The organism is Salinivibrio sp. PR6 (assembly GCF_001995955.1).
GTDB lineage: Bacteria > Pseudomonadota > Gammaproteobacteria > Enterobacterales > Vibrionaceae > Salinivibrio > Salinivibrio siamensis.
Genome location: NZ_MUFA01000008.1, coordinates 57,408 through 76,612 on the forward strand (window position 1 = coordinate 57,408; position 19,205 = coordinate 76,612).

Below are 19,205 nucleotides of genomic sequence, written 5' to 3' on the forward strand. Positions count from 1 at the left end.
GCATGGCAGAGCAAGACAAACCCGTGGTCGTCGACGCCCATCCCGACAAACGGCAACATCAAGATCACAGTTACAAAGAAGACGCGGATCTGCGTGGCAGTAAAGGACGACTGAAAGCGATTGCCAGTGAGTATCACGTGGATGCGCGCCTGCAGGAAGTTGAGCAGGAAGATCTCGCGCACCGCAGTGCCAACCGCCAGCGTCATGTGATGCAAAAACAGCAGGCCAATCTCGAAGCCATCATCGCTCTGACCTACGACCAGTGTCATAGCGAAACCGCTCAGACCCCAGACCCAGATTGGCTAGTGCGTTTTTTCGATTTAGCACGCAATATTCACGGCCATGCGATGCAGCAGTTGTGGGCGAAGATTCTCAAACAAGAAATGCTCCGCCCCGGCAGCACCTCAATTAAAGCACTGACCATTCTCGAGACCATGACCCAGCGCGAAGCGCAAGCACTGCAACGCGCCTGTGCATTGTCCAGCACCTTTGGTCAAGACAGCACCAAAAAGCTAGTCACCGGTTTTCGCCGCCGCCAAGGCTTGGTGCAACTGCTGCGCCCAGAGCCGCCTCATAAACTCTCGCTGGGTCACTATCAATTGTCTTACACCGACTTAATGCTGTTGATGGACTTGGGGCTGATCCTGCGCACTGAGCTCGAATCCGGCGTGATTGAAATGCAGCCAGCGATGCCGTTTAAACTGCAAGACACCCAATACATGCTCACCCCATTACACAAAGGGATGCGTCTTTATTATTACCGCTTTAGTCCTACCGGCCATGAGCTCGCAAAACTGGTCGGTAAACGCGTGCATCCCGATTACCACCACGCCATTTGTGAGTTGCTCGCCGAAGGCTTTGAGATGCACAGCGATGTGGGCGATACGGTCAACACCCACGCTTAATCCGACGAGCGCAACACTCCGCGCTCACGCAGTATGCGAAGGCAGGTCGCCACATGCTCAGCGACGCTGTGATCACCGGTCAAATGGACCGCCGGTGTTTGCGGTGGCTCATAGTCTGACGATATGCCAGTAAAGGCGGGGATCTCGCCGGCACGCGCTTTTTTGTACAGCCCTTTGGGGTCGCGCTGCTCACACACTGTCAGCGGCGTATCGACAAAGACTTCGATAAACTGCCCCTCTGGCAAACGCTCGCGCACCATCTCTCGCTCCGCACGAAACGGTGAGATAAAAGCACTCAAGACAATAAGGCCCGCATCGGTCATCAACTTGGCCACTTCACCAATCCGGCGAATATTCTCGCGCCTGTCTTGATCGGAAAACCCCAGATCGCGACATAAGCCATGACGAATATTATCACCATCCAGCAAATAGGTATGGTGCCCTTCGGCCACCAAGGCCGCCTCTAGCGCGCCCGCGATGGTCGATTTGCCCGAGCCAGACAAGCCGGTAAACCAAAGCACCACGGGTTGCTGCTGTTTTTGTTCGCTGCGCTGGGCTTGATCAACATGATGCTGATGCCAAATCACATTGGGATCGGTTGGCGCAGATACAGTGTCAGTCATGAAAGTCTCCGCAATTTCGTTGGCCACGCCATGATTAAGAGGCCACCGGCGTTAAAGGAAAAACAATCGGTAACAGGGTGAGCACCACCGCGGAATACACCACAGATAATGGCAGTCCCAGACGCAAATAATCACGTAGCTGGTAATTGCCCACGCTGTATACCAATAAATTGGTTTGATACCCGTAAGGGGAAATAAAACTGGCACTGGCGCCAAACAGCACCGCCATCACAAAGGGCATGGGATCCACCCCATACCCTAGCGCCAAGCTATAGCCCAGCGGAAAAGCCAGCGCCGCCGCGGCATTGTTAGTGATAAGCTCGGTCAGCAACAAAGTCAGCAAGTACACCGCCACCAGCGCGCCTATCGCGCCCCCTGCGCTAAAGGTCGCCATAAACCAATCACTAAAGCGCGCCGACAGCCCTGACGCCAACATTAGTTGTGCCAATGTCAGCGCCGCGCCGACAATCACCACCACTTCAACCGGAAATCGGCGTTGTAAATCGTGCAAGGAGATAATGCCGCTGACCAGCAACACCACCAAATAAGCGGCTAAGCCATTAAGCAGTGGCATCGGGGTCAGCAAGGCAGCGCCGATCACCGCCACAAATCCCGCCAATACCGCAACGCTTTTACGCTCGGAAAGACGGGTACTGGCTTCCAAGCCATTAAAGAGCACGAATTCACGCCGCAACGCTTGGCTGTCTTGGCGAAAGGTTTTGCCCGGCACCAACACCAGCGTATCGCCGGCATGCAAAGGAATATTGCCCAGTCCCCCGTCGAGTTTTTCATGGCCGCGTCGAATGGCGACCACCACGGCATCAAAGGTCTCGCGAAAACGGGCGGCTTTGAGGGTTTTGCCACAAATACTGGCGCTGTGGCTCACCACCACCTCAATCAAATTTTGCCCATCAATGTGATGCTGGCCGAACAAGGTCAGGCCCGGGATCTCTTGTAACGTCGCGACACTTTCTACATCGCCAGCAAACTGCAACTTGTCACCGGCCAATAACGGCGTATCCGGACACACAGGCGCAATGACGCCGTCTTGACGATGAATTTCGGCCAAGTACAAACGGCGTAGTGCCCGCAAGCCATTGTCTGCCACACTGCGACCGCATAAGGGTGAGTCGGCGGCCAACCGTGCTTCAAGCACATACGGCAAGCTCTCTTCTTGTTCACCATCCTGGCGTGGCAACCGGTAGCTGAACGGAATTAACACCAACAGCCCCGCCACCAGTGCCGCGGCACCGATGAACGTTGGGGTGAAAAAGCCCAAACTGGGTAAACCCGCCCGCTCAACAAAGCTGTTCACAATGAGATTGGTGGACGTGCCAATCAGCGTCAGGGTGCCGCCGAGAATGGCGCTGTATGACAATGGGATCAAAAGCTGCGAGGGCGAGTGACGTCGGTTACGCTTGATCGCGCCAATCATCGACACCACCACCGCTGTGTTATTGACCAGCGCCGATAGCAGCGCGCTCGATATGCCTAATTTGGCAATCACGGTGGGTAGCGCGCCGTGCGACGCCTGTCGGGCGACCCAGCTGGTCAGATGGGTTTTCTCCAACGCACAAGAAACCAAAATCAGCAATACCAAGGTCAGCAGTGATGGCGCGGTAAAGTTCGCCGTCAGCGCTTCAACCGAGGTGAGCCCGGTTTGGAACGCCACAAACGCGGCCCCCGCAAACAAGAGTACAGGCTTTATGCGGGTGAGCACCAAGCCGGCGACAATCGCCACCAGCAAGGTGAGTACCGTGGTTTCCTGCCAACTCATCGTTTATCCCAGTTGACGCAGATCCCGCGCTTGCCAATGCGGAAAGTGCTTGCGGATCAGCTGGTTTAACTCAAGCTCAAACGCTGAGAACGACGAGGTGGTTTGCGGCTGCGTCTCCGCCACATGACGGATCATGCCCGCGCCGACCGTCACATTGGTGAGGCGATCAATCAGGATAAAGCCACCGGTATTCGGGCTATCGTGATAGGTATCCAGCGGCACCGCTTCGCTCAGGGTCAAGGTGCAACGACCAATGCCATTGAGCGGCAAGGTGTCTGCGTCATGGGTGTTAAGCGTATTCACATCGACCCCATAGGACAGCGACTCAACCTGCGCCGAGGTTTTCTTGCTGGCCAACTTAATCTCGTATTCGCGCCCCGGAGCCAGTGGGGTTTGCGTCATCCACACTACGTCGGCGTCAAATCGTTGCCCCACCGCCACGTCATCGTCCGCTCGCACCAAGAGATCGCCACGCGAAATATCAATTTCTCTATCCAAAGTGAGGGTAACCGCCTGACCGCTAAAGGCAAATTCACGATCACCGTCAAAGGTGACGATGCGCGCGACCTTCGCGGTAAGCCCAGAGGGGAGTACCTTAACCTCATCGCCCACATGCAACTCGCCACTGGCAAGGGTGCCCGCGTAACCGCGAAAGTTCAGATCTGGTCGATTGACATACTGCACCGGAAAACGGAATGCGCCCGTCCCGCGCGATTTTTCAATGTCGATGGCTTCTAGCTGGCTGAGCAGCGGCTCGCCTTGATACCACGCCATCGCGTCACTGGCATTGACCACATTGTCGCCTTCCAGTGCCGACAAGGGCACCATAGACACCGACAAGCCGGGGTTGAGCTGATCGGCAAACGCCAAATATTGCTCTTGGATTTCATTAAATCGGGCTTGGCTATATTCCACCAAATCCATCTTGTTCACCGCTACCACAAAATGCTGAATACCCAGTAAGTTAGCGATGTATGAATGGCGGCGGGTCTGATCTAAGATGCCGTGACGCGCGTCGATTAAGATCACCGCCACATCACAGGTCGACGCGCCGGTAGCCATATTACGGGTGTACTGCTCATGGCCGGGGGTATCGGCAATGATAAACTTACGTTTGGAGGTGGAGAAATACCGGTACGCCACATCAATGGTGATCCCCTGCTCACGCTCGGCTTGCAGGCCGTCTACCAGTAGCGCCAGATCGGGTTTCTCGCCCGTTGTGCCGACACGCTGGCTATCGGCATGGACCGCAGCCAGCTGATCTTCATAGATCTGCTGCGAGTCGTGCAGCAAACGGCCAATCAAGGTCGATTTACCGTCATCGACCGAGCCACAGGTCAGAAAGCGCAATAAACTTTTGTGTTGGTGCTGTTGCAAGTAACCCTCAATACCCAGATCGGCCACCTGTTGTTGAATTGCTGGATTCATGACTGCTCCTTAGAAATAACCCTGACGCTTCTTGCGCTCCATGGACCCGGACTGATCGTGGTCGATCGCCCGCCCTTGACGCTCACTCGAGGTAGCGACCAACATCTCTTCGATGATCTCTGGCAAGGTATTGGCGTGTGACTCGACTGCCCCGGTCAATGGGTAGCAGCCCAGGGTGCGAAAACGCACCGATTTATGGGTCACGGTTTCGTCGGGCCCAATCGGCATCCGCGCATCATCCACCATGTACAAGGTGCCATCACGCTCTACCACTGGGCGCTCGGCTGCTAAATAAAGCGGAACAATGTCGATATTTTCTAGATAGATGTATTGCCAGATATCGAGCTCAGTCCAGTTAGAGAGCGGAAACACGCGAATGCTCTCGCCCGGGTTCACTTGACCGTTATAGTTGCGCCACAGCTCTGGCCGTTGGTTCTTCGGATCCCAGCGATGGTTCTTATCACGGAACGAATAGACACGCTCTTTGGCGCGGGATTTTTCTTCGTCCCGACGCGCGCCGCCAAATGCCGCATCAAACTTATGCTGATCCAGCGCCTGCTTTAGCGCTTGGGTTTTCATGATATCGGTGTGCTTGTCGGATCCGTGATCAAAAGGATTGATCCCCTGAGCCATCCCTTCTGGGTTTTTGTGCACAATCAGATCTAGCCCGAGCTCCTTGGCAGTACGATCGCGAAAGGCAATCATGTCGCGAAACTTCCAGTCGGTATCGACATGCAGCAGCGGAAACGGGATCTTCCCGGGGTAAAAAGCTTTGCGCGCCAAATGCAGCATCACTGATGAGTCTTTGCCAATCGAATACAGCATCACGGGGTTATCAAACTCCGCCGCGACTTCCCGCAGTATATGAATGCTCTCGGCTTCTAACTGCTGGAGGTGAGTGAGTGTTTTTGCATCCATCCTAACTATCCTTTAAGCGAAGTTAACCACAGCGGTGGGGGCTTGCGTGGGGTCGGCATCGCTTACCGCGCGCCCCTCGCCAAACCATGTCAGCTGACCGGCGAGTGCCGCCACTTCGCCCACCACGATAAGCGCGGGCGACGCAGCTTGCTCCGCCAGCGACGGTAAGTTGTTGAGTTGACCGGTAAAGACTTTCTGCTCCGGACGCGTGCCGTTTTCAATCACCGCCACAGGGGTGTCCGGCGATCGGCCGTGAGCCATCAGTTGGCTTTGAATATGGGCCGACTTCATCAATCCCATATAAATCACCAAGGTCTGACGCGGGCGCGCTAACGTCGCCCACTCCAAGGTGTCTTGTTCTTTTTTCAAATGACCGGTAATAAACAGTGCGGTCTGGGCATGATCGCGATGGGTGAGCGGAATACCGGCATAGGCCGTCGCCCCCGCCGCTGCAGTGATCCCGGGCACCACTTGAAACGAGACACCGGCGTTGGCAAGGGTTTGTAATTCCTCACCACCACGGCCAAACATGAAAGGATCGCCCCCTTTTAAGCGCACTACCCGCTTTCCGGCTCGAGCATGCTCGACCAACAGGCGATTGATGTCGTCTTGGCTCACACTGTGGTAGCTCGCCCGTTTGCCCACACAGATCAGCTCTGCATCTCGGCGGCACAGCTCCATAATCGGTTCAGCCACCAAGTAGTCGTAAAGCACCACATCGGCTTGCTGCATCAATTGCAACGCGCGCAAGGTCAATAGCCCAGGATCCCCCGGCCCGGCACCAATCAACGCCACTTCGCCTTGGGTGGTGATTTGTCCACTAAGCTGTTCCAGCGCTTGCTCGGCTTGCTGGTGTTTGCCCGCCGCGACTAAATCGGCAAACCGCCCACTAAAAGCGGCCTCCCAGAATTTGCGCCGGCCCGTTAAGGTCGGAATACGCGCTTTCAGTTTGTCGCGAAACGCACCCGCCATTGCCGCCATCTTGCCGATATGTTGCGGCACCAGGGTTTCAATTTTTTCTCGTAACATCCGCGCCAATACTGGCGCTTTGCCGCCCGATGAGATGGCAATAATGATGGGGGAGCGATCAACCAAAGAAGGGACAATAAAGCTGCACTTAGGGGTATCATCAACGACATTGACCAAGATATTGCGGCTGTCAGCAGCGGTGGAGACCAGCTCATTGACGAGGGCGTTGTCAGTCGCCGCAATCGCCAGTATCTTTCCATCCAGATGCTCGGGACGAAACGCCTCGCGCAAGACGGTCAATTTCCCTTGCGCTTGCGCCTCCGCAATTTCACGGTCGACGTCAGGGGCAACCACAGTGACGGCCGCGCCCACCTTAAGCAACATGCGCGTTTTGCGCCATGCGACTTCACCGCCCCCTACCACGAGGCAAGGACGGTTTTTGAGCTGAGCAAAGAGGGGGAGATAATCCATGATCGCGCATTCCCTTGATGACAATACCGCCACTATATCGCCCCACATCTATTACCTGAAATTCTATAAATTCATTTTTTATTCTTTTTTGTGATTAAAAGATCTGAAGTGCCTTTGCCTGAAAGGATTAACGATGACTGAGATCGCAAAGCGTGCAAGATATCGGTGTTGAGCGACAGCCGAAGATAATAAGCCGATCAATCGCACAGCTTTCTAGGTATGAGAAACGGCATAATTCATCTGCCTGATAACTAACGCACATTTTTCACTGGAGACTTTGTTATGCGTTTGATGCCATCTGCTGTCGCCACTGCTGTAGTAGCCGGCTTATTTGCCGCCTCTGGCAGTGCCTTTGCCGACACCATTAACCTACGTGTGATTGAAACCACCGACATTCACACCAACGTGATGGATTATGACTACTACAAAAACAAACCGTCACAAAAAATCGGCTTGGTTCGCGCCGCCACTGTGGTTAAGCAAGCGCGTGATGAAGCACAAAACGCACTATTGGTGGATAACGGTGACCTGATTCAAGGCAGCCCGATGGGCGACTACATGGCCAGCAAAGGCATTAAACCCGGTGAAGTACATCCGGTATATAAAGCGATGAACTTGCTCAATTATGAAGTGGGTAACATCGGTAACCATGAATTCAACTACGGTCTAGCATTCTTAAAAGAGTCGATTAACGACGCCAACTTCCCGTATATCAACGCCAACGTGTTCGATGCAGAGACTGGCGAGCATTACTTTGACCCGTATTTGATTAAAGAATACCAACTCAAAGATGAAGACGGTGACAGCCATACCATCAAAGTCGGCTACATCGGCTTTGTGCCACCGCAGATCATGACTTGGGATAAAGCCAACCTTGAAGGCAAAGTGATCGCCAAAGACATTAAACAAACCGCTGAAAAGCTCGTCCCAGAGATGAAAGCCAAGGGTGCAGACGTGGTGGTGGCAATCCCACACTCTGGGATCTCCCAAGCGCCGTATAAAGCGATGGCTGAAGATTCCGTGTATTACCTCACCGATGTCGACGGCATTGATGCCATTGCCTTTGGTCACTCACACGCGGTGTTCCCCGGCGAGGACTTTGCCAATATTCCCGGCGCGGATATCGAAAAAGGCACCATCAATGGCGTGGCCAGTGTGATGGCTGGCCGCTGGGGCAGCCACGTCGGGGTGATTGATCTCGCCCTCGAGCAAGTGGACGGTCAATGGCAAGTCACTGATAGCAACGCGCATGCGCGACCCATTTTTGACCGCGCCAACAATAAGGCATTGGTTGAAGCCGATAAGGCGATGCTTGATGCGGTAGAAGCCGATCATAAAGCCACACAAGATTTTGTGAATCAACCAATCGGCAAAGCCAATGATGTGATGTACTCTTATTTGGCATTGCTACAAGATGACCCAACCGTACAAATCGTCAATCTCGCTCAACAAGATTATGTCGAGCGCATGATCCAAGGCGACCCAGATTTGGCCGACCTTCCGGTTGTCTCTGCCGCTGCGCCCTTTAAGGCCGGTGGACGCAAAAACGATCCGAGCAACTTTACGGAAGTGGAAGCCGGTCAACTGACCTTCCGCAACGCCGCCGATCTTTACCTATATCCGAATACCTTGGTGGCGCTGAAAGTCTCTGGCGCCGAACTCACCCAATGGCTGGAGTGCAGCGCCGGCCAGTTTAATCAAATCGATCCAAACGCAGCGCAGCCGCAATCGCTAATCAACTGGGACGGTTTCCGCACCTATAACTTTGATGTGATTGATGGGGTGGAATACCAAATTGATGTCACCCAGCCCGCGCGTTACGACGGCGATTGTAATGAAGTGAACCCAGAGGCATCACGGATCGTCAACCTCACCTATCAAGGCGAGTCGGTTGATCCCGAGCAAACCTTCTTGGTGGCGACCAATAACTACCGTGCGTATGGCGCGAAGTTCCCGGGCACCGGCAGCGATCATATTGCCTTTGCCGCGCCGGATGAAAACCGCACCGTGGTCGCCAACTACATCAGTCGCGTGAGTGAAGAGGAAGGTGAGGTGACCGTTAGCGCTGACAATAACTGGTCGATTGCCCCGATTAAGGGAGATGCCGTGGTGAGCTTTGAAACCTCCCCGAGTGAGCAAGCGGCGCAGTTTATTGAGCAAAAAGGCCGCTGGTCGATGACGCGAGAAGGAAAAGATGAGGTCGGCTTTGCCGTTTATCATGTTGATTTAGGCCAACCTCGCCAGTAATTAACACAGAAAGATAAATAGCCTTTGAATACCGCAGCCTGTCTGCGGTATTTTTTATGTTCAATCAAGAGGAAATGACATGGAATGGCAACAGGCAACCTTTGACGCGCTGGATACGCGCACTTTATTCACACTGATGAAATTGCGTGTCGATGTGTTTGTGGTTGAGCAAGCCTGCGCCTATCCAGAGCTGGACACGCACGATACGGCGCCAGATACCGTGCATTTAATGGGCTGGCTGAACGGAGAGCTCGCCGCCTATGCCCGTATTCTCGCCCCCGGGGCAAGTTACCCAGGGAGCAGTATTGGCCGCGTGATCATTGCACCCACTCATCGCAATGGGCAATGGGGTCATCAGCTGATCCGCCAAGCCATTCAAGTATGCCAACAGCAATGGCCCGCGCAAAACATCGAAATAGGCGCTCAAGCACACCTACAGCGCTTTTACCAAAAGCACGATTTTGTCGCGTTTTCCGACGTTTACTTAGAAGACGGTATCCCACATATCGATATGCGCTTATCAGTCAGTGAGACGTCTGCCATTTAAGCAAAAAAAATCCCGCTCAAGGAGCGGGATTCATTGTCATGAAGCGTGCGCGATCGTTTCGCGATTATTTTGTCAGGCGGAAACGCTGCATAGTGCTTTGCAGTGATTGCGCCAATTGGCTCAATTCGCTACAGGCTTGCGCAGTTTGATCGGCGCCACCCGCCACTTCTTGTGCTGAATCATTGATGCGCTCGATATTGCGACTGAGCTCATCCGCCACTGAGTCTTGCTCACCACAGGCACTGGCGATCTGCATGCCCATATCAGCAATGTTCTCAACCGAGGTTTCAATCCCACGCACCAATTGCTGCGCCTGATCGCCCTGCTCCACACATTGCTCAATGCTTTCACAGCTTTGGGTGGTGGCGTTGCGCGCTTGGGTTGCAAACTGCTGCAGTTTCTCAATGATAGTGGTGATTTCACCGGTCGAATCTTGCGTTCGGCCCGCGAGGGTACGCACTTCATCGGCAACCACCGCAAAGCCACGGCCCGACTCTCCGGCACGTGCCGCTTCAATCGCTGCGTTCAAGGCCAACAAGTTGGTTTGCTCAGCGATATCACGAATCACATCCACCACCATGTTGATTTGTTTCGACTGCTGATCCAATTCATTCACAGTATCGCCGGTTTGACGCATGTCCTCGGCGACTTTGCGAATCGAGGCCACCATACCGTCAATGTCTTGTGCGCCCATGCGCGACTGTTCACTCGCTTCATTGGCCGCGGTGGATGAGCTCTCGGTGTTCTGCGCCACATCCGCCACGGTGGCTTTCATTTGCGCCATCGCGGTCGCGACTTGTGATACTTCATGCTGCTGATTTTGCATACCGCTGGAGGTTTGGCTAGAAACCGCACTCACTTCTTCTACCGCACTGCTCAATTGAGTGACCGCGGCAATCACTTCTTCAATCAAGCTACGCAAGCTATCTTGCATGGCGATACTGGAGTCGGCCAATTTACCCATTTCATCATTACCAATCTGGCTACGATCCAACTGGTAAGTCAGGTCGCCCTTGGCAATCGCAGACGACTGCTCCATCACCAAGCGTAGCGGATTGATAATCGCGCGGGTGAAGATAATCGCGACCACAATCATAAAGGCAATCACCGCAAACAATACCCCGATAATGGTCATGCTCACCGTCGACACTTGATTCAGCATGGAGGTGCGGTTTGAGGTAATAAACCCTTGGGTCAGCTCAGACATTTCTTTAAGCGATTTATCCAACTGGCCAAAGGTGCCGAACGAGTTCGACAGGATTTTTTGCGCCGCGGTCAGTTGTCCCGCTTCGACCCTGTCAGGAAAGGCACTGAGCTCTTGATTGTATTGGTCCCAGTGATTTTGAATACGAGTAAAAATAGCACGCTCGTTGTCGTACCAAAGGCTTTCTTCATAGGCATCAAGCGCGCGGCTATAATCGCGCTTCATGACATCGATTTCACCCAAGATTTCACGTCGTTCTGCCGGATCACTAAAGGTGAGAACCGCATACTGATCTTGACGAATACGTATTATCTCTTCATTGAGTCGCTCGATCTCAAGCACTGCGGGGAGGGTATCGTCCGTAAAGTTCAGCATATTATCGCGCATGCCGCTGACTTGGGTATAGATATAAAACCCAAAGATCACCACAGCGATACCAATCAGGGAAAAAGCCGCCGTAAACTTTTTACCAATAGATAGATTTTTCAACATGGAAAAGCGAGTCCTCAACAAATTAGTGATTAGCGTGTTAATGCCTAGACATCCATGTTGAGGCGGGCTTGCGTGTCTGTCCTACACAGCGGCACGAATACTAGCACAAAAAATAACCAAAGTGTGATGAAAGACTCATTATTTTTGCAAAAAGTCTGTCATACAATGATGGCTGATTGTGTAAGCATTCTTGCCCTGAACAGCAACTTATCCCTTTTCCGCCCCAATGGTGTAGCGTATTCGGCTCTATTGACCGATTTATAAAAAGTAGATCAAAAATCGTCCGGCAGCGACTTTAATCACACATCGAGTAGAAAAAAGACAGAACAAGGCTGAGATAAAGAGAGGTTGACTACCGAAAGCACCCTGTTACCAGTGCTTTCGGTTGGGCTCGTGGCGTCAAAAGACTAGCGTTGGCGAGCAAAACCGCCATCAGACAAACGGAAATAGAGTACCGATTGCCCTTTCTCGGTTTCGATTTGCAGAATATCTAACGCACCACTCTGTGTACGTTTAAAGCGGATCCACTGCCCTGGCTGGATGCGACTAATCGGCTTTCCCTCACCTTCAATATTGGCAATCGCATACAGATCGGTTAACGCTAGATCGTAGCGACGAAAGACTTTGGCCAGCGTGTCACCGGGCTCAATTTGATGGCTCACCCAAGGGCTATTTTCTTTTTTTTCAGCTTGTTGAGTCGCAGGCTCAGCAGTTGACGCCGCGACTGACGAATCACTTTGCGACGCTGACGATACATTCGCCCCTGTATTCAGGGCGACGGGTTGACGAGTTTGGGGCGAGGGGGCTTTGGGCGAGGGACTAGGAAGCACAGCCAACACCAATACAGTCGGGATAAGCACCATCAATAGGCGTCGGTGTAAAGCCGGTAGGCGTTGCCAACCCTGCTTTAGCCCCGTCAAACCATGTAGGCTTTTTACGCTAGGACGGTTTTCCCATCCCGCTGTGAGTTTCTCTCGCCATCCAGCACGCAGTTTGTTCCAGTATGAACGCATTGCTGTTAACTTCATTGCCACTCCGCGCATGTTTTGTTGTTTTGTCCTCATCTTGGACGCCTTATTGGCACAAAAGTTTACCCACGAAACCATCACCTGTTATCCTTTCACACTTTATTGACGCAAAAAAGAGAGACGTTATGTCTGACGTACAACTGGAAACTGTCGAGCAGAAGGCGAGCTATGGCATCGGCCTACAAATGGGCCAACAGCTTGCCGGTAGCGGCCTAGAAGGCTTACATGTTGATGCCATTGCAAAAGGCATCAGCACCGCGCTGGCTGGCGAAATGCCAGAGATTGAAATTGACGACATCAATAACGCATTGCGTGAGCTTCACACAAAAGCGGAAGAAGTTCGTCAAGAGGCTGCAAAAGCACAAGCAGCAGAAGGCGATGCCTTCTTGGCAGACAATGCCAAGCGCGAAGGCGTCACCGTGACAGATTCAGGTTTGCAGTACGAAGTACTGGTACAAGGTGACGGTGAAATTCCAACCAGCGATAAGCAGGTGCGTGTTCACTACCATGGTCAATTGATTGACGGCAGTGTATTTGATAGCTCAGTCACACGTGGTGAGCCGGTTGAATTCCCGGTGACTGGCGTGATTAAAGGTTGGATTGAAGCCCTGCAAATGATGCCGGTAGGCTCTAAGTGGAAGTTGTATGTGCCACAAGATCTCGCCTATGGCGAGCGTGGTGCGGGCGCAGCCATTCCTCCGTTTGCCGCCCTTGTCTTTGAAGTTGAGCTACTCGACATCCTGTAATCGCTGACTGAATACAAGCGCCAAATCAGGAATGAAAAAGCGATGCCTCGGCATCGCTTTTTGTCTTTTCATCCAGCGTTATTGCACGTATTCACGTGGGTTCACCGCGCCCCACCAGCTATAGATTTCTGGGAAAATCACATCCGCATTGGTCTCATACTCTACCGCACCAATGGTTTTATCCCCTTGCTGACCGAATAGCACCACCTCATCGTTGGGGGCCACTTGATCCGCAATATCAGTAATATCAACCATTATAGTGTTCATTGACGCAACGCCGACAACAGGCACGCGATGCCCCTGAATGAGCACATCAGCATCATTACCCATTTTACGGGGGAAACCATCCGAATAGCCGACCGGTAAATTGGCCAGAATAGAATCGCGCTCCAAGGTATAAGTGCTGTCATAACCAACCGTGCTGCCCGCGGGTAAATGATGCACAGAAGCCACCTTGGTCTTAAAGCTCATGATGGGCGGAAACTCTCGGTTGGTTGGCTGATCGCCATACAGCGCCCCACCAGGGCGAACCATATCAAAATGACCCTCTGGCACGTTTAAAGTGACAAACGAGTTCGCGGCATGCAGCAAGACATCTTCACGCTTCAAGTCTGCCTGTTCAATCAACCACTCACTGTTGGTTTTAAATTGTCCTAACTTGCTGCGCACATAATCGGCTTCGTAGTTAGGAAAGTGCGTCATGATACCGACCACGTTAAAACGCGGGTCAGTGGCAATATCCAACGCGACTTGCTTACCCGCTTCCTCGTTCATCTCGATGCCATTGCGGCCCATTCCACCGGCATTAAACGCCATATGGACTGGAATGGTAATATCATGTTTCTCGGCAAGCTGACGCATTTGTTCGGCTTGCTCTGCCGACCCAATCAGCTCTTGCATATTCAATGCTAATGCGCTCTCCATTTCCTGTAAGGTCGCGGTGCGCACACGCATGATCTCGCCGGTAAAACCGCCTTCACGCAAGGTCCGCGCTTCTTCATTGCTAGCAATGCCAACACAATCAATGCCACTGGCAATCACAGTAGGTAAAAGACCAGCAATACCATTGCCATAGGCATCGGCTTTCATGACCACACAAATCTTGGTGCCTTCGCTGACTTTCTGCTGCACACGTTGAATATTGTCGCCAAAGGTGGAGGTGCTCACTTCTAGCCAGCCGTTGCCATGCCCCATATAACGATTGCCGGTATCAGGCGTCGACGGCGTAGGCGAGGAGTAATCCATGACGGCGGGTGCCCCAAGGGCAACGACACCGGCGACGGCAAGCGCCACTAAAGAGAATTTTTTGTTCATAAGCTTCACTGTTGGTCACATAAATGGAGCATCCGTGACGTGTTAAATAAAAGCTGACCGCTTTTATTTATGCCTCCTGGCAATGCGCGCTGTTTATATCACAGAACACTTCACGGCTGACGAGTCACTCAATAAAAAAGATAGACAAGTTCCGAGTGTTTGAACAAAAAAACGCCACCCTAGGGTGACGTTTGAGAGAAGCGTTGTCGCATACAAGACTCAACATGCTATATGCCAGCGCCATCATTCAAGTCATCTTCGTGCAATCCACATTCGCGTTTTAAGCCAAAAAAGCGTGTTTGTTCATCTCGCATACCTGGCTCCAAGCGCTGGGTAGTATGCACATCACCCACTGACACATAGCCTTGGTCTCGCAAGGGATGATACGGCAAATCATGCTCGCGCAAGTAGTCATCCACCGCTTGGTTCGACCAATCAATCACGGGCAAGAACTTAAATACTCCATGCTGGACACTGAGTATCGGCAGATTGGCGCGAGAGTCTGATTGACCCCGGCGCAATCCCGACAACCAGGTGCCGGCGTTAAGCTCTCGCAACGCGCGCTTCATCGGCTCGACTTTGTTGATGTGATTGTATTGGGTGATCCCCTCCACCCCTTGCTCCCACAGTTGGCCATAACGCGCTTCCTGCCAAGCGGGGCTAAGTGCGGCGCGATACACCCGTAAGTCCAAATCCAGCCTTGTGGTTAAGGTATCGATAAACCGATAGGTCTCTGCAAACAAGTAACCCGTGTCGGTTAAAATCACTGGAATATCCGACTTCACCTGGCTGACCAAGTGCAGCATCAATGCCGCTTGCACCCCAAAGCTCGACGAGAGGACAAACTGCCCTTCAAGGTGCTCTAACGCCCAGGCGACACGCTCAGATGCCGAGAGTGCCTCCAAGGTGGCATTCACCTCCGCCAATGCCAAGGCTTGCTGGCTTTTATTCATCGCGGCAATGTCAGCTAAGGCTAACGTCGCGTTAGGTTGAACGGTTTCAGGCATAAAAATCCCTCTTAGATACATGCACGGGGGCAATCACCTCGCGGCGGATCAAGAAATCACCAAAGTGCTCACCCGCTTCGCGCTCTGTCGCCCAGCGACCAATCAACTGATCCAATTCTTCAAGGATCTGACGATCGGTGATGTTCTCTTTGTACATTTTGGGGATGCGGGTACCTTCCCAATTCCCACCTAAATGCAAGTTATAACGACCCGGCGCTTTACCCACCAAACCCACTTCTGCCAACATGGCGCGGCCACAGCCGTTCGGGCAACCGGTTACACGCAGTACAATCGGATCATCTTGCACCTGATGTTTTTGCTGAATTTTCTCCACTTCCGTGACAAAGTCCGGCAAGAAGCGTTCGGCTTCAGCCATCGCCAGTGGACACGTTGGGAAGGAGACACACGCCATCGAGTTGGTGCGCTGCACACTGTGTTCGTCATCAATTAGACGGTAACGGCGCGCTAACGCCTCAATCTCGTCTTTTTGCGCTTCCGGGATCCCCGCGATGATCAGGTTTTGATTCGCGGTCATGCGGAAATCGCCCTGATGAACTTTAGCTATCTCCGCCATGCCGGTTTTGAGTGGTTTTTCTGGCGTATCACGCAAACGACCATTTTCGATAAACAGGGCGAGGTGGTATTTACCGTCAATGCCTTTGGTCCAGCCTAAGCGATCGCCGCGTCCGGTAAAGGTATACGGGCGGCTTGGCGCAAAACTCACCCCGGCGCGCTTTTCCACCTCCGCTTTGAACACATCCGCACCAACGCGATCAAGTGTGTACTTGGTTTTCGCATTTTTACGGTTTGAGCGGTTTCCCCAATCACGTTGGGTGGTGACCACGGCTTCCGCGATCTTCAGTGTATGCTCAAGCGGAATAAAGCCAAAGTCATCCGCGCGACGCGGGTAGGTGTTGGTATCACCATGGGTCATCGCCAGCCCACCACCAACGAGGACGTTAAAGCCGACAAGCTGTCCGTTCTCAGCAATGGCGACAAAGTTGAGATCGTTGGCGTGCACATCCACGTCGTTTTGTGGCGGGATCACCACCGTGGTTTTGAACTTACGTGGCAGATAACGCTCACCCAAAATCGGCTCTTTGTCTTGGCTGCCTTCGACTTTTTCACCGTCGAGCCAAATCTCTGCGTAAGCGCGGGTTTTAGGCAGCAAGTGCTCGCTTATCCGCTTTGCCCAATCATAAGCTTGCTGATGGAGCTCTGACTCCACCGGGTTGGACGTACACAATACGTTGCGGTTCACATCCCCAGCGGTGGCAATCGAGTCAATGCCATATTCATTCAAGGTCTGGTGCATGAGCTTGATGTTAGGCTTAAGGACACCATGAAATTGAAAGGTTTGTCGGGTGGTCAGGCGAATACTGCCATAGAGCGAGCTTTCACGGGCAAACTTATCAATCGCCAGCCATTGCTGGGGCGTAATGATCCCGCCCGGCATCCGCGCACGCAACATCACATTGTGCAAAGGCTCCAGTTTTTGTTTTTGTCGCTCGGCACGGATATCGCGATCATCTTGCTGATACATACCATGGAAGCGGATCAGCTGGAAATTATCATCCGTGAATCCGCCAGTGATCGGATCATCCAAGTCTTGATCAATGGTGCCACGCAAGTAATCACTTTGCTCTTTCAAACGCTCGTTATCAGCTAGTGGGCCCAGTGTATCGCCCGCAAATTTCTGCTCACTCATTAGTACACATCCCTTTGATAGCGCTTATCTTTGCGCAATTCATTAATAAAGGCTTCCGCTTGCTCACGGCTTTGCTGGCCCTGTGTTTGGGCTATCTCGATTAAGGCTTCATGAACATCTTTCGCCATTTGATTGGCATCACCACACACATAGATGTAAGCGCCGTTCGATAGCCATTGCCATACCGCCTCAGCACGCGCGAGTAACCGGTGCTGGACATACACTTTCTCAGCCTGATCGCGGCTAAAGGCCACATCCATCCGCGTCAGCAGGCCAGATTTAAGGTATTGCTGCCATTCAACCTGATAAAGAAAATCGTCAGTAAAGGTGCGATCGCCAAAGAACAGCCAGTTATCACCCTTTGCCTCTCGTTGCTCTCGCTCTTGCAAGAAAGCACGAAATGGCGCAATGCCAGTACCGGGGCCAATCATAATAATGGGGGTGTCATCACTGGTTGGCAGTTTGAAGTTATCGTTGTGCTCAACAAACACCTTGACCGTCTCGGCCACTTCAGCGCGGTGGGCGAGAAAGCTCGAAGCGCCGCCTTGGCGTGATTCTCCGCTCTCATGCTGATAATCCACCAGCCCGACGGTAAGGTGCACTTCGTCCTCCACTTCCGCTTGGCTAGAGGCGATCGAGTACAAACGCGGCGTGAGTCGGCGCAATATCGATTGAAACTGCTCGACATTCAGGTTGACGTCCGCCAGTGCCAGCACATCAATCAGCTGAGTGCGATTAGCAAACTCGCGCAATGCAGCTTTGTCTTCCGTCAATGCGGTGAGTGTATCGCTCTCAGATAACGCTGCCAGCGCACTGACCTGCTGTGGGTTAGAGGCGGTGATCTCATAGTGGGCAATTAGCGCGTCTCGCAACGAGAGGCTGTCACCGTCGATATCGACGGTTTCATCGCCACGCAGACCCACCTTGGCGACGATGCTGTCCACCAGTTCGGGATCATTTTGATACCACACCCCCAAAGCATCGCCTGGCTGATATTCAATGCCGGATTCATCCAGATCCAGCTCAACATGATAAACCGCTTTATCTGAGCCTCGTCCGGTAATGCGCTGGCAGGTGAGTAGTTCAGCGGTATAAGGCGACTGTTTGGTATATTTTGCTTGCGCGGTGGCTTGATGAAGCGGCACTACCTGCGCATCGCCACTGGCCTTAAACTGTTGCTTCACCTCGGCTAAAGTTTGCTCTCGCCAAGCACTGGCCGTGGCTTCATAATCCACATCGCAATCAAGGCGGGCGACCATCGGCTTGGCGCCAAGCTTTTGCAAAAAGGCATCAAAGTCTTTCCCCGTCTGGCAGAAGTACTCATAACTCGAGTCTCCCAAGCTCAAGACGGCATAATGAAGATGATCCAGTTTGGGGGCTTTTTTCGATTGCAAAAATTCATGTAACTCAATGGCGTTATCGGGCGGCTCGCCTTCACCATTGGTGGAAGCAACAATCACAAGATGGGTTTCTTTGCCCAGTTGCTTGCCTTTGTAGTTATCTGCTGCAACCAATTTGGCCGGGATCCCAGCCGCTTCCGCTTCCTGATGCAGCGCCTCCGCCACGCCTTTAGCATTGCCGGTTTGTGACGCATACAAAATGGTTAGGGTATGGTTGGGGGCAGAACTGGCTTGTGGCATAGCATTGGGTGCCGCCGCTTCACCAGCAGGTGTTTGGCTTAACCCCCAAAAATAACCACTGATCCAGGCCAGTTGCTGCGGTGACAACTCCGCCACTGCTTGTTGCAACTGGCCTATCTGCTGATCATTGAGCGGGCTGGTTAACCCGGAGAGATCCTTGAGTAACATGGTGACGACATTC

At 52.8% G+C, this 19,205-nt stretch carries 15 protein-coding genes; 4 read left to right on the forward strand and 11 right to left on the reverse strand.

Annotated elements, in window-relative coordinates; translation table 11 throughout:
• The first annotated feature begins 2 nt into the window (after positions 1–2).
• Complete coding sequence (locus tag BZG72_RS09015; protein WP_046074304.1) at positions 3–905, forward strand: TIGR03899 family protein; 903 nt, start codon at positions 3–5, stop codon at positions 903–905.
• Here the strand turns inward: BZG72_RS09015 and cysC are convergent.
• The 5 genes from cysC to cysG are packed head-to-tail and all read right to left on the reverse strand — an operon-like array spanning position 902 to position 7,091.
• On the reverse strand, positions 902–1,528 hold the full coding sequence (gene cysC, locus BZG72_RS09020) for an adenylyl-sulfate kinase (protein ID WP_077666595.1): 627 nt from the start codon (positions 1,526–1,528) through the stop codon (positions 902–904). The genes BZG72_RS09015 and cysC overlap by 4 nt on opposite strands.
• Before the next feature lie 34 nt (positions 1,529–1,562).
• Positions 1,563–3,305 carry an SLC13 family permease gene (locus tag BZG72_RS09025; protein WP_077666596.1) on the reverse strand — a complete coding sequence of 581 codons (1,743 nt, stop codon included), beginning with the start codon at positions 3,303–3,305 and terminating at the stop codon, positions 1,563–1,565.
• Between the two features lie 3 nt (positions 3,306–3,308).
• Positions 3,309–4,733: a sulfate adenylyltransferase subunit CysN gene (gene cysN, locus BZG72_RS09030; RefSeq protein ID WP_077606399.1), complete on the reverse strand. Its 1,425-nt coding sequence runs from the start codon at positions 4,731–4,733 to the stop codon at positions 3,309–3,311.
• A gap of 9 nt (positions 4,734–4,742) precedes the next feature.
• Positions 4,743–5,651, reverse strand: a complete 909-nt coding sequence (gene cysD, locus BZG72_RS09035; RefSeq protein WP_046074308.1) for a sulfate adenylyltransferase subunit CysD — start codon at positions 5,649–5,651, stop codon at positions 4,743–4,745.
• A 12-nt stretch (positions 5,652–5,663) separates the two neighbouring features.
• On the reverse strand, positions 5,664–7,091 hold the full coding sequence (gene cysG, locus BZG72_RS09040; RefSeq protein WP_077606400.1) for a siroheme synthase CysG: 1,428 nt from the start codon (positions 7,089–7,091) through the stop codon (positions 5,664–5,666).
• Between the two features lie 291 nt (positions 7,092–7,382).
• Between cysG and BZG72_RS09045 the strand changes: the two genes are divergently transcribed.
• The gene (locus BZG72_RS09045) at positions 7,383–9,338 is read left to right on the forward strand and encodes a bifunctional 2',3'-cyclic-nucleotide 2'-phosphodiesterase/3'-nucleotidase (protein WP_443508082.1); all 1,956 of its coding nucleotides are present in this window, start codon (positions 7,383–7,385) and stop codon (positions 9,336–9,338) included.
• 79 nt (positions 9,339–9,417) lie between these two features.
• Positions 9,418–9,885 (forward strand): GNAT family N-acetyltransferase, encoded by a 468-nt coding sequence (locus BZG72_RS09050; protein WP_077666598.1) that lies wholly within the window; start codon positions 9,418–9,420, stop codon positions 9,883–9,885.
• A 64-nt stretch (positions 9,886–9,949) separates the two neighbouring features.
• On the opposite strand, the gene BZG72_RS09055 is transcribed toward BZG72_RS09050, so the two are convergent.
• Together BZG72_RS09055 and BZG72_RS09060 are read right to left on the reverse strand one after the other, a co-directional pair.
• Positions 9,950–11,581 carry a methyl-accepting chemotaxis protein gene (locus BZG72_RS09055; RefSeq protein WP_077638675.1) on the reverse strand — a complete coding sequence of 544 codons (1,632 nt, stop codon included), beginning with the start codon at positions 11,579–11,581 and terminating at the stop codon, positions 9,950–9,952.
• A gap of 407 nt (positions 11,582–11,988) precedes the next feature.
• Positions 11,989–12,609: a LysM-like peptidoglycan-binding domain-containing protein gene (locus BZG72_RS09060; protein WP_158075458.1), complete on the reverse strand. Its 621-nt coding sequence runs from the start codon at positions 12,607–12,609 to the stop codon at positions 11,989–11,991.
• 125 nt (positions 12,610–12,734) lie between these two features.
• On the opposite strand from BZG72_RS09060, the gene BZG72_RS09065 reads away from it, so the two are divergent.
• Positions 12,735–13,355, forward strand: a complete 621-nt coding sequence (locus BZG72_RS09065) for an FKBP-type peptidyl-prolyl cis-trans isomerase (RefSeq protein ID WP_077606404.1) — start codon at positions 12,735–12,737, stop codon at positions 13,353–13,355.
• Positions 13,356–13,433: 78 nt separating this feature from the next.
• Here BZG72_RS09065 and alr read toward each other — a convergent pair whose 3' ends face one another.
• The 4 genes from alr to BZG72_RS09085 all read right to left on the reverse strand — a co-directional run bounded on the left by alr (position 13,434) and on the right by BZG72_RS09085 (position 19,192).
• The gene (gene alr / locus BZG72_RS09070) at positions 13,434–14,669 is read right to left on the reverse strand and encodes an alanine racemase (protein WP_077606405.1); all 1,236 of its coding nucleotides are present in this window, start codon (positions 14,667–14,669) and stop codon (positions 13,434–13,436) included.
• Positions 14,670–14,896: 227 nt separating this feature from the next.
• Complete coding sequence (locus BZG72_RS09075; protein ID WP_077666599.1) at positions 14,897–15,676, reverse strand: phosphoadenylyl-sulfate reductase; 780 nt, start codon at positions 15,674–15,676, stop codon at positions 14,897–14,899.
• Positions 15,669–17,384 carry an assimilatory sulfite reductase (NADPH) hemoprotein subunit gene (gene cysI / locus BZG72_RS09080; RefSeq protein ID WP_077666600.1) on the reverse strand — a complete coding sequence of 572 codons (1,716 nt, stop codon included), beginning with the start codon at positions 17,382–17,384 and terminating at the stop codon, positions 15,669–15,671. Before cysI ends, BZG72_RS09075 begins: the two co-directional genes overlap by 8 nt.
• On the reverse strand, positions 17,384–19,192 hold the full coding sequence (locus BZG72_RS09085; RefSeq protein ID WP_077578824.1) for an assimilatory sulfite reductase (NADPH) flavoprotein subunit: 1,809 nt from the start codon (positions 19,190–19,192) through the stop codon (positions 17,384–17,386). Before BZG72_RS09085 ends, cysI begins: the two co-directional genes overlap by 1 nt.
• Positions 19,193–19,205: the final 13 nt, after the last annotated feature.